The sequence below is a fragment of the Bacteroides sp. 3_1_23 genome, assembly GCF_000162555.1.
GTDB classification, from domain to species: domain Bacteria; phylum Bacteroidota; class Bacteroidia; order Bacteroidales; family Bacteroidaceae; genus Bacteroides; species Bacteroides ovatus.
The window spans coordinates 100009-113388 of sequence record NZ_GG774950.1 but is presented as its reverse complement, the minus strand read 5'-3'; the positions used below and the strand labels follow the sequence as shown (position 1 = coordinate 113388).

Genomic DNA, 13380 nt, shown 5'->3' with positions numbered 1-13380 from the left:
GATATGAAAAAAAGATTGATTTATATATGCATGTTTGCTTCCTTGCTCACATTCAGTTCTTGTAATGAAGCGTTGGATGTAGCTCCCGACGGAAGATTATCACTGGACGAAGTATTCCAAGATCCCGATCTGACTAAAGCTTATTTCAGTACTTGCTTTGACTATCTGCCTAAAAAGAGTTTACGATATCATTTCTGGAGCAACTATCCCGTAGCACTTAGTGATGAAGCGTGGGATTGCACGGATGGTTCCGGTGCCGGCTTTGCACATGCCGCATCCGGCAACTGTACCACCACCGACTTCTATCTCGACGTTCGCAGAGATATGGGTGACACCTACTCAGAAGGAGGATACTGGCAGTTATACTGGGGGCAAATCCGTATTATCAACACATTCCTCCAACGGGCAGCCACCGCCGCCATACCAAGAGAAAGCGACCGTGACCGTTGGGTAGCAGAGGCTCATGTACTCCGTGCTTATTTCTATATGGAGTTACTGAAATGGTATGGTCCTGTGCCTATTGAGAAAGAGCCATACGGTTTAGACTATGATTATTCAACTCTATCACGTCCTACTTTCGAAGACTGTGCCCGATTCATTGTAGATGATTGCGAAATAGCTTTGCAATCCAGCAACCTCCCTTGGCGACTGACAACACTCAACGAGAAGATCAGAATGACCAAAGGTATCGCAATGGCTATCCGTTCCGAAGCATGTCTATTCGCAGCCAGCACTTACAACAATGGCGGCAAAGATCTTTGGGAATGGGCTTACACAATCAACAAAGACTGTCTGGAACAGTTGAAAGCCAATGGATATGAATTGTATACTAAATGTGCGGATACTGAAAAGTACTATAACAATGCTTATATGGAGTACTTTACGCTCAATAACTATATCGGAACAGATCCCAGTGATAAAGAAACAATCTGGCAAAGTACCGAAGGCTATTGGCCCGACCCATACACCAATCCTTTGTATGACGTTATCGGAGCTCCGGTATTGGGAAACGCTCAATTAACTATTGTTCCTTCCCAAGAATTAGTAGACGCCTATGATATGCTAGCAACAGGAAAGCCTGTACTGGATTTATCGAAACCTTATAACGATGAGAAGCATCTGTCACCTAATTATAACCCTAATAGCGGTTATGACCCAGCCAACCCTTATAAGGGACGTGATCCTCGTTTCCAGGCTACAATTTTTTATAATAACAGTCCTGTGCTGTTAGGAAAGGAACCGGCAGTAGTAGAAACGTACGTGGGAGGAAATAGCGAAATCCGTACAAGTGGAAATACGAATACACGTACCGGTTATTATTGGAGAAAAAGAATGGTAAACGGTAACTGTAAGGCAGCCGGAGTGGCTGGATATGATGGCCGTTTCCGTTTTTACCGATTAGGCAAAATTTATCTGAATGCCGCCGAAGCCGCTATTGAAAGCGGACACCTTACCGAAGGCCTGGAATGGATCAATGAAATCCGTCATCGCGCAGGTTTTGATCCTTCGGTTGATCTGTCGACAAACGACAAGAACGAAGCTCGTTTATTGGTACGCCACGAACGCCAGATAGAGCTGGCTTGTGAAGAAGACAGATATTTCGATATCCGCCGTTGGACACCCGCCAATGAGAATATGGAAAATGAGAAGTTTACCACAGGTATGAGAATCACCAAAAATGGAAACTCATTCTCTTATGAAAGAATCAATCTAGGAACAGACGGCAGCAAACCGAGCAAAATGAGTTATGAAAAGAAATGGCACGTATATCCTATCCCTGCCAATGAAGCAGCCGTATTGGAAGGCACGACAGGACAGACGTGGCAAAATGCAGGATGGTAATCATAAAACAGAATGTATATGAAAAACAGAATAATCACACTTTTGTGCATCGTATGCCTGTTCACAGGCAATGAAGTATGCCGGGCACAAGTGCAAGAAGTTATATCCGGTGTGGTGCGGAATGAGAGCAACGAACCTTTAGACGGCGCAATCATTTCTGTCCCGGACAATCCCGAATACACCACAAGCAGTGATAAAGACGGAAAATTCATCATGGAGATTCCGTCGGGAGCCAGTATGGTCATTTGTAAGATTCCGGGATATCGGAACCAGACAATGAAATTCACTCTGAATAAACCGGTAGAGTTTTGTCTGATATCAGACATCGCCGGTCAGGATACATCTCTCGAAGTAGCCATGCTGCAGAAAGAGAGAAAAGGAGGTTATACAGGAGCAATCTCTACCGTTCAGGGAGAAGAGTTAGTTAAAACACCTAATAGCGGATTTTCAGCTACGCTGACCGGACGCTTGGCAGGATTGACTTCTATCCAATCCACCAGCACACCAGCCGATGATGCAACAACGATGTATATACGTGGTCTGAATTCCATAAACGGTAATTCACCTTTGGTTGTACTCGATGGAATTCCGGCTCCATTATTCGATATGAATACACTCGATGCCAACACTGTAGAATCTGTCAGTATTCTGAAAGATGCCGCAGCTAAAGCATTATATGGTCCGCGAGCTTCTTCCGGAGTAATTCTTATTACTACAAAAAGAGGCGAAATAGGACGTACTAAAGTAAATGTGAACATGGACTTCTCCATACAACAGGCTACCCAGCGTCCTAAAATAGTAAGTACCGGTGAATACGCACAAATGCGTAACCAGGCCTTACTCAATGACGGTGGCACTCCACTCTATTCTTTATATGAAATAGCCGGGTTTACAGATGGAACTATGCCGGGACACGACTGGTATGACACTTTCATGAATGATGCAGCCAGTATGCAACGTTACAACGTAAATATCAGCGGAGGTAACAACCGGGTTAAATACCTTGTTAATGCCGGTTATCTTCACCAAAACAGCCTGATTGATGCAGAGAAGAATGATAATTATAATCCTGCACTCAAATTGCATCGCTTCAACATTTTAGCTAATGTGGACGTCACTCTGCATCGTTATCTAAACTGTTTCCTTAACACAAATGTCACTATCGACCGGATAAATCAAGGATACAACGGGACAGGAGATATCATGAATTCGATCTATCAGATGGCCCCCACCGTACCTGGACCTATCACCGAAGACGGAAAAGTGATTACTGCAGAATACAATGAATATCCTACTTACGGACTTATCAACCGCTCCGGATATAGCCATCAAACAGGTATCAATCTGAACGTCGCTTATGGAATGAATCTGGATCTGGGATTCCTGACTAAAGGATTGAGCGTAAAAGGAATAGTAGGTTATGAAGCAAACTATGACGGAACAATCTATGGTTCTACTGACTACGCACGTTATGCAGCCAATGGCAGCGGACTTTTCGGTACTCACACCACTCTTCCTCTAAGTTTAAGTAAGACCGCTAATATGCGCTACTTTATCAACTTCCAAGGGTTCATCAACTATAATCGTATTTTTGGAGGCAAACATGAAGTAGATGCATTTGTCAGCTATTTCAATGAGAATATGATGAAAAACGGTGATTTCCCATACGATCGTTTGTCATTAATGGGACATGTGAAATACGGCTATGATTCACGGTACTATATACAGGGAGACTTTACCTATGATGGCACAGAACAGTTCAAACCGGGTAACCGTTTTAAATTCTTCCCGACAGTATCTGCCGCTTGGGTGGTATCCAACGAAAGTTTCCTGAAAGACACAGATTGGTTGTCCTTCCTCAAAATACGCGCATCTGCCGGCTGGCTGGGCAATGACCAGATATCTGACACCCGTTTCCTGTATGCTACAGATGTACGTTATAAAGATGCAGGTTACTTACTAAGCAACTACTATGGCTTTCATACTGTAGAAGGTATGCAAGGTAATCCGTATATCCATTATGAAGAATCTTTCCAGCAAAATTACGGAATAGATGTTACCTTATTCAACTCACTAGGTATCACATTTGATTATTGGAACGTGAAACAGACCCAAATGGCTATCCAAAATAACAGTGTATCTTCTGCACAAGGTATCGCCAGTGAAAATCTGCCATTTGAAAATCTGGGTAAGATGAACAACAAAGGATTTGATCTTGAACTATCTTATATCAAGAATCTGAAATGTGGATTAAGAATGACTATCAGAGGGAATATGGGATACAATAAAAATGAAGTAACTGACATAAAAGAGTTGAACCGTACCGCCAGCGGATATTACTATCCATATCGTAAAACCGGCTATTCTGCAGGACAACAGTTCGGATATCTGATTGACTATTCCAACGGAAACGGCTACTATAATAGCCAGGAGGAAATAGATAAAAGCGGTCTGCGATTCTCTGGTGCTTCTCCGCGCCCAGGTGATTTCATTTACAAAGACTTAAATAACGACGGAAATATAGATGAGCGTGACCAGGCACCGATGGACAAAGCCCAGACACTACCTACACTTTCTTATGGTGGTTCTATTCAACTGGAATACAAAAACTTTGACTTGTATGTTCAGTTACAAGGTGTATCAGGTACAGCAGCCTATTACAGTGGATGCGGTATCTTCGATAATGCTTACCAAGGAGTGTACACAGACCTGCACCGTAATGCCTGGACAGCAGATCGCTATGCGGCAAATGAAAAAATCAGCTATCCGGCTTTGACCACAGGAAGCTCTTCAAGTCTCCAATCGAATGAATTCTTCTATTCCAAAAATAACTATATGAGATTGAAGAATGTAGTATTAGGTTATACACTTCCTAAACGTTGGAGCAGTAAGCTGAAACTGGAGAAAATGAGATTCTATATCAGCGGAGCCAATTTGTTGACCACCTCATCTCTCAAGTTCGATAATCTGGACCCGGAACAATATTCCTACTCTGTATACCCCATTTACAGAACATTTAACATAGGACTTAACCTGAATTTCTAAAGACTGAAGTTATGAAAATAAATAAAATCATATCAGGAGTATTCTCCTTACTCATATTATCCTCATTCATAGGATGTACTGAAATTGAAGATCATCCGGACGGCCGTACGGATTACAGCGATTTGTTTACCACGAACCGTAAAACGTATACTTATATGAATCAATGTTATGGATGGATTCTGAATTACGGAATGAACTATAACTATACCATGCTAGCTGGTTGTACGGATGAAGCCAAAGATTCCTGGGAACTACAGAACGGAGTTACCCGCAAATGGAATGAAGGACAATTATCTCCCTTCAGCAATCCGCTGGAGGGCATCGAAGGAAATCCGGAAAACTACAATTATTATTATCAAGGGATTCGTGCCTGCAACATCTTTCTTGCCAATATCCCTACTGCCAGTGTCTACTCGGAAGATATACGTAACAGTTTCAAGGCACAGGTACTTACATTACGCGCTTTCTATTATCTTCAATTGGTGAAACGTTATGGAGGTGTTCCCATCATAACAACTCCCGACTACGATTATACCAAGGTTAAAAGAGGTACATTTGGCGAGTGTGCCCGCCAAATATTAGCTGATTGTCAGGCTGCTATTGATATTCCCACTGTTGAAGAATGGGGATGGCGTTCCTTAGATAAGGAGAACTACCGTCACGTTATGACAAAAGCCATCTGTGCAGCCATCCGTTCACAGATATCACTCTATGCAGCCAGTCCTCTGTACAATGACGGAACAATCACTTGGACAGAAGCCGCAGAAATTACTAAAAAGTCTCTGGATGACTGTCTGGCGAACAATTATGAACTTTATAAGAAACAGCCGAATGCTACAGCTGGTTATTCTCCTTATGATGTGTATTTCTATTCGCGCACTGACTTGCCGGTAGTTAATGACAAAGAAACCATTATGGAAGTTGGACAAATGTATATGTGGAATTATGCTGGCCTGCCAACTACCGACGGCCAGACAGATGCCGGTGCGTGTCCGTCGCAAGAGCTACTTGATGCCTATGAAGTTGTGAACGGTGACATGACAGAATCTTATCCTCTGCTCAATTTAGAGAGCCCTTATCTAGATGCCAATCATCTGCAGCCTAACTTGAATTCGGCTGTTGAAGGTCTCTACAATCGAGCCAAACCGTATGAGAACCGTGATCCGCGTCTTAAAGCTTCTATTTATTACGATGGTTCCAAACTAAACCTGGAAACCGGTGCACTACTCTCAACCAAGACAGGAGGAAACTGTGCACTTGATCCCAGTAACGCACGTTACACCTGTACCGGCTATTATACGCGTAAGTTCTCACATTATAAATCCGGACGTTCCGGCAATCTGGATGGTTACTTCAAAGAGTTCCGCCTGGCTGAATTATATTTGAATTATGCAGAGGCAGCTAATGAAGCATCTACTACCGGAACTGTACCCAATGATGCCGTAGATGCAGTCAATGCAGTACGTTCCAGAGTAGGTATGCCAGGCATTCCTTACGGATTATCCTGTGATCAATTTCGTCTGCGAATCAGGAACGAAAGACGCGTAGAACTTGCTTTTGAAGAACACCGTTTCTTTGATGTACGCCGTTGGAAGATGCTGGATCAAACAGATAAAGTAATTACCGGAATGAAGGCAAACTCAGATGGAAGTTACTCCCGTTTTGTAGTAGATAATAACCGAAAAGCATATAGTGAAAAATTCCTATTATATCCAATACCGGGTGACGAAGCGATCCGGTTACAGAATGCTTCAGGAACTAACTGTCAGAATCCGGGCTGGTAATCAAATCTAAAAAATACAGATTATGCAAAAGTGGTTATTAACTATTATTATTGCCATACTTCCTGTTATCACTGCATGTTCTAAAACCGATACGGAAGTATCTGTACCGGAAGAAGAAACAGGAAAGAAAACAGAGATTAAGTTCCTTCAACTCAACTTATGGGTGGAGTGTACCAAGGTGGAGCATGCTCCGGAATATCTGATAGAACAGATTGCTACCCTACAGCCAGACATTGCTACATTTTGCGAATTATATAAAGGTCCACAAGACGATCCCGTGATGCCTAAACTAATGCAAGGGCTTAAAGATAAGGGACTCATCTATTACGATGCACGAATAGACGGAAGAGCGGTCATATCAAAATATCCGATCAAAGAGACAGAACGCATCAACAAATGGATGTTCAAAGCGATTCTGGATGTCAATGGGAAACGAGTGGCCGTTTACCCGGCACATTCAGAGTATCGTTACTACACCTGTTACTATCCCCGGGGATACAATGACGGTAGCGTTAATTGGGATAAACTTCCGGCTCCTATCACTGATGTAAACAAGATACTTGCTGTCTGCGAAGAATCAGACCGTATAGAATCCGCCCAAGCTTTTATCAACAACGCTGCCAAAGAGCTAGAGCAAGGAGCACTCGTATTTTTTGCCGGAGATCTGAATGAGCCTTCTTATCTGGATTGGCAGGCCGATACAAAAGATCTATTCGATCATCGCGGATGTATCGTCAATTGGGGAACTTCCAAATTGTTGGTTCAACGGGGATATAAAGATGCCTACCGGGTAATTCATCCCGATCCGGTGAAATGTCCGGGATTCACTTTTCCAGCAGACAATAAATCAGTCATTCCAGAGAATCTCTCATGGGCACCGGAGGCAGATGAACGCGAACGAATTGATTTCGTTTACTATTATCCAAATAAAAATCTACAAATAAAAAGTGCCCAGATAGTAGGTCCAACAGGCTCTATTGTACGCGGACAAAGAATAGAAGAACAAACCAAAGATCCAATCATTCCGCCCGTAAACAATCAGTGGCCAAGCGATCATAAAGGAGTGCTGATTACGTTTTATATCAAAGAGTAATTACAATGATTAACAGGATGCAAAAGTGGATATACGTCATTATACTCCTGACCGGATACTCAATAAGAAGTTATACACAGAAGACCATAAATCTCAATATTCCTGTTGAGCAAAACTGGATGTTCGATAACGAACATCCAGTACGCTTCATGCTGGAATTGACATCTGCACAGTCAGGTTTTTCGGATAGGATACGTATGGACATTGCAACAGATTTCGGCAATGCTGTATCGTCTACCTTTATAACCTACTCTTTCGGAACAGATTCGATAGCTCCCGGTGGAGGCTTTCGCAGTCGTGCATCAGTCACTCTCACGAATCTCACTCCCGGATTTTACCAGGTTTGTTTCATTGCCGGCACCGACACTCTGAAACATTTCTTCTTTGGATACGAAGCCGAACAGATTTTATCCAAACCGGATGGTCCCCCTAACTTAAAAAGATTTTGGAATAAAACCATCACCGAACTTAAACGTGTACACCCTGCCTATAAAATGACACGTCTACCTGAATCTTCGAAGCCAGAGCGTGATGTTTACGAAGTAGAAATGCGCTCGCTTGAAGGAGAAATCTTACGGGGGTATTGGGCAGTCCCTACAGATGGTCAGAGTCATCCGGCCGTAGTGGTTTATCAAGGTTATGATGCCGTCACCTGGATTCCCAGTCCCAACGACTATCCCGGTTGGTGTATCTTGGTCATTCCACCCCGTGGACAAGGCCTCAACAAACCTTATAACCGCTTTGGTGAGTGGATTGCTTTCGGACTGGATTCACCCAAACATTACTATTACAGAGGTGCTTTTGCTGATACAGTCCGCAGTATTGATTTTATTTTTGCTCAGCCATGCTTTGACGGACAAAACCTTTTTGCTACAGGTATTTCGCAAGGTGGAGCGCTCACATTAGCAGTAGCGTCACTCGACCATCGTATTTCCGCAGCTGCGCCTATCGTACCCTTTCTGTCAGACTATCCCGATTATTTCCGTTTGGTTCACTGGCCTGCCAACTTGGTATTCGAAGGAGCTGCCCGGCAGAATATTGACAAAGATAAAATATTCTCATTACTAACTTACTTTGACTTGAAGAATCTGACCGGATGGATCAAATGCCCAGTATTAATGGGATTCGGACTTCAGGACAACATTACACCACCACATACAAATTTTGCAGCATACAATCACATCCGTACACCTAAACGCTGGATATGTTACCCTACATCAGGACACTTTGCAGCTTATGAGAACATGGACTCATGGATTGCTGAAAGTACTCGTTTTTTCAATCAGTATGTAGTGTGGTAATAATCTGAACTGATAAAAACGAAACAGGCACAAACACTATAACAAGAGGTTAGTTAGGTTAGAAACCGGAAGAGTAATTCTGTTAAATAGAATTCTCTTCCGGTGTTTTATAGTTACTTTCTTCTAATAAGATTCACTGAAATCGAATAAAAACAATATATTTGCATAGATGTAAACACCTTAAAAAATAAATTAGTGAGAAAAGTAATTCTTTTATTTCTGCTATTTTTAAGCGTAGCTGGAGTCCGCACACAAGGTCAAAACATCACTTTTAGCCACTTGACCACGGACGACGGACTCTCCCAATTTTCTGTCAATAGCCTTTATATTGATGAACGGGGGATTATATGGATTGGCACGCGTGAAGGACTGAACCGGTATAACGGTAACGATATCAAAAGTTTCAAACTTAATAAAAACGATCCGAACAGTTTGTTCAGCAATACAGTGCTGCGTATCACCGGAAACAAAAACGGGAAGGTATACCTGCTCTGTACGGACGGGGTAGCAGAGTTCGATCTGACCACACAAAGATTCAAAACGTTGCTGCAAGGCAATGTGGATGCTATTTATTTCAACGAGAAATTATATATCGGGAAAAGAGAAGAAGTGTTTGTATATAATGAAAGTACCGGAAACTTCGATCTCTACTATCATCTTGCCGGAAAAGATATCACCCTCTCCTGCCTCCACCTGGACGAAAAGAAAAATCTGTGGATGGGAACTACCAGTAACGGACTTTACTGTTTATCGGGAGACAAAAAGATTTCCCAACCTGTCACAAGAGGTAATATCGCGAGTATTTACGAAGATTCGTCTAAAGAATTATGGATCTGTACCTGGGAAGAAGGACTCTACCGGATAAAAACAGATAGTACCATTGAGAACTTCCGTCATGATCCTAAAAATCCAAACAGTATTTGCACCGATTTCGTAAGGAGTTGCTGTGAAGATAATGCAGGAAATCTGTGGATAGGAACCTTTCACGGGTTAAATCGCTATGAAAAGAGCACAGGTAAATTCCAACTTTACACTGCCAACGCGAACAAACCCGACGGACTTACCCACTCCTCCATCTGGTGCATCGTCAAAGATGAACAAGGAACAATTTGGCTGGGTACTTATTTCGGAGGTGTCAACTATTTCAATCCAGAATATGAAATCTATACCCGTTACAAAACCGGAGATACAGAGAAAGAAGGTCTAAGTAGTCCGATCGTCGGTAGAATGACTGAAGATAAGGACGGAAACCTGTGGATTTGTACCGAAGGCGGCGGCGTGAATGTGTATAACCGGAAGGATAACACCTATCGGTGGTATCGCCACGAAGAGGGCAAAAATAGCATTTCCCATAACAATGTCAAAGCAATCTACTACGACCGGACTAATGAAATCATGTGGATAGGTACACACTTGGGAGGATTGAACAAACTCGACCTGCGTACTAACCGTTTCACAGTCTACCGAATGAAAGCCGGAGACCCAACCTCACTACCTTCGGATATCGTCCGAGACATTGTACCTTATAAGGACAAGCTGGTTGTCGCCACACAAAACGGTGTTTGTCTTTTCAATCCGGCAACAGGCGCTTGCCAACAGCTCTTCAAAGAGACTAAAGAAGGAAGAGGTATTGGCATGGTAGCCAGTCTTTGCATTGATAAAGACGGTACATTGTGGATTGCGGCTACCGGGGAGGGTGTTTATTCTTACCGGTTCGACAGCGGTAAACTTACTAATTATCCACACAATCCCGCTAATCCGAACAGTCTTAGCAACAATAATATCAACAGTATCATGCAGGACAGTAACGGTAATCTGTGGTTCTGCACCTCCGGAAGCGGTCTCGACCGTTACCGTAAGGCAAGTGATGACTTTGAAAACTTCGATGTACAGACAGATGGTTTATCCAGCGACTGTATCTACGAAGTATGCGAATCGTCCATACAGAAAGGAGACTTATTGCTGATTACCAATCAGGGATTCTCACAGTTCAACTATCCAAGCAAGAAATTCTATAATTACGGTACGGAGAATGGATTCCCGTTGACTGCCGTCAATGAAAACGCACTATTTGTGACACATGACGGAGAAGTATTCCTTGGCGGTATTCAGGGAATGATTTCTTTCTGGGAGAAAAAATTACATTTCACTCCCAAATCATATAATATCATTCTTTCCCGCCTGTTTGTCAACGGAAAAGAAGTAGTTCCGGGAGATGAAAGCGGCATCCTGGAACAGTCGATCTGTCATACTCCGGAAATCAGTCTGAAAGCGAATCAATCGATGTTTAGCATCGAATATGCCACTTCCAACTTCATCCCTGCCAACAGAGATGAAATTCTCTATCGCCTGGAGGGTTTCTCAGACGAATGGAACCATACTTACCGGAAGCAAACGCTGATTACTTATACAAACCTGAATCCGGGTAAATATACCCTTGTCATCAAATCACAGAGGGAAGGAATAAAAGAGGCCAGACTGCTGATTATCGTACTCCCTTCATGGTATGAGACATGGTGGGCTTACCTGATTTATACCATTGTCACTATCAGCCTGTTATGGTATCTTATTCAGAACTATAATTCGCGCATCAAACTCCGTGAGTCTTTGAAGTACGAAAAGAAGCATATTGAAGACCTCGAAGCATTGAACCAGTCGAAACTCCGTTTCTTCACTAACATCTCGCACGAATTCCGCACACCGTTAACGCTGATCGTGGGACAAGTGGAAACTTTGTTGCAGGTGCAGACATTTACGCCTAACATATATAATAAGGTATTGGGAATCTACAAGAACAGTCTCCAATTACGGGAACTGATTACGGAACTACTTGATTTCCGTAAACAGGAACAGGGTCACATGAAGATCAAAGTTAGCCAGCACAATCTGGTTAACTTCCTGTATGAGAATTATCTGCTCTTCCTCGAATATGCGAGCAGTAAACAAATCAACTTCAAGTTCAACAAACAGAAGGATGACATTGAAGTATGGTATGACCAAAAGCAGATGCAGAAAGTAATAAACAACCTGCTGTCTAATGCAGTGAAGCATACCAAGGCCGAAGATACAATTTCGATTAATGTATCGCAGGAGAAAGACCATGTCATCATTGAAATAAAAGATACCGGGACAGGTATCGCCGCTGCCGAAATTGATAAGATATTCGACCGTTTCTATCAGACCGAACATCTCAACTCGCTGAATACCGGAGCCGGTACAGGCATCGGACTGGCACTGACAAAAGGTATTGTGGAACTTCATCACGGCACAATCCGGGTAGAAAGCGAACCGGGCAAAGGAAGCAGTTTCATTATCACCCTCAAACTAGGCAAGGAACACTTCACAGAAGAGCAAATAGCGAAAGATGATACGGAAACCATCCAGCAAACAGAGACTATTGTTCCTTCAGTAGAAATAATCCCTGATTCGGAATGGAAAGAAGAAGATAACAAGCGCATCGAAGACGCCAAAATGCTGATAGTGGAAGACAATGAATCTATCAAACAGATGTTAGTCGGTATTTTCGAAACATTCTATCAAGTCAGTACGGCTTCCGACGGAGTAGAAGCATTAGAGATGATACAGAAGGATATGCCGAGCATCATTTTAAGTGATGTCGTAATGCCACGCATGTCGGGTACGGAACTTTGCAAACAGATCAAGACGGACTTTAACACTTGCCATATTCCGGTGGTATTATTAACCGCACGTACTGCTATAGAGCACAATATCGAAGGTTTGAAGATTGGTGCGGATGATTATATCACGAAACCGTTTAATACCAATCTTCTGATTTCCCGCTGCAATAACCTGGTTAATTCCCGCCGGCTATTGCAAGAGAAGTTCAGCAAACAACCACAGGCTTTTGCCCAAATGTTGGCTACCAACCCGATGGATAAGGAGATGCTCGACCGCGCGATGGCCATTATCGAACGTCATCTGGACAATACGGATTTCAACGTTAATATCTTCGCCCGCGAAATGGGTATGGCACGTACGAACCTATTCACTAAACTGAAAGCAGTTACAGGCCAGACCCCGAATGATTTCATCCTAAGCATACGTCTCAAAAAAGGCGCTGTCATGTTAAGGAATAACCCGGAGCTGAATATCACGGAGATCTCTGACCGGATTGGGTTCTCCTCCTCCCGCTATTTCAGTAAATGTTTCAAGGAGATTTATCACGTCAGTCCGCTGGCTTATCGTAAAGGAGAAGAGAGCGAAGAAGAAGGGGACGGAGAAGAAACAGATTAGCAGGCAACTATACAAGCACTCTTGCAAAATAATCTTATATTATTAGGCACGGATCACACGG

The 13380-nt window shown here is 42.9% G+C and carries 6 protein-coding genes; all 6 read left to right on the top strand.

Annotated elements, in window-relative coordinates:
* The first annotated feature begins 3 nt into the window (after nucleotides 1–3).
* Nucleotides 4–1842 carry a RagB/SusD family nutrient uptake outer membrane protein gene (locus HMPREF9010_RS12105; RefSeq protein WP_004310363.1) on the top strand — a complete coding sequence of 613 codons (1839 nt, stop codon included), beginning with the start codon at nucleotides 4–6 and terminating at the stop codon, nucleotides 1840–1842.
* A 12-nt stretch (nucleotides 1843–1854) separates the two neighbouring features.
* Nucleotides 1855–4887: a SusC/RagA family TonB-linked outer membrane protein gene (locus HMPREF9010_RS12110; RefSeq protein WP_008649017.1), complete on the top strand. Its 3033-nt coding sequence runs from the start codon at nucleotides 1855–1857 to the stop codon at nucleotides 4885–4887.
* An 11-nt stretch (nucleotides 4888–4898) separates the two neighbouring features.
* Nucleotides 4899–6671, top strand: a complete 1773-nt coding sequence (locus HMPREF9010_RS12115; protein ID WP_004310361.1) for a RagB/SusD family nutrient uptake outer membrane protein — start codon at nucleotides 4899–4901, stop codon at nucleotides 6669–6671.
* A 22-nt stretch (nucleotides 6672–6693) separates the two neighbouring features.
* Entirely contained in the window at nucleotides 6694–7764 is a 1071-nt protein-coding gene (locus tag HMPREF9010_RS12120) for an endonuclease/exonuclease/phosphatase family protein (protein WP_004310360.1), read from the top strand.
* Between the two features lie 5 nt (nucleotides 7765–7769).
* Nucleotides 7770–9065: an acetylxylan esterase gene (locus HMPREF9010_RS12125; protein WP_008649016.1), complete on the top strand. Its 1296-nt coding sequence runs from the start codon at nucleotides 7770–7772 to the stop codon at nucleotides 9063–9065.
* Between the two features lie 195 nt (nucleotides 9066–9260).
* Nucleotides 9261–13319 carry a two-component regulator propeller domain-containing protein gene (locus HMPREF9010_RS12130; RefSeq protein WP_004310358.1) on the top strand — a complete coding sequence of 1353 codons (4059 nt, stop codon included), beginning with the start codon at nucleotides 9261–9263 and terminating at the stop codon, nucleotides 13317–13319.
* Nucleotides 13320–13380: the final 61 nt, after the last annotated feature.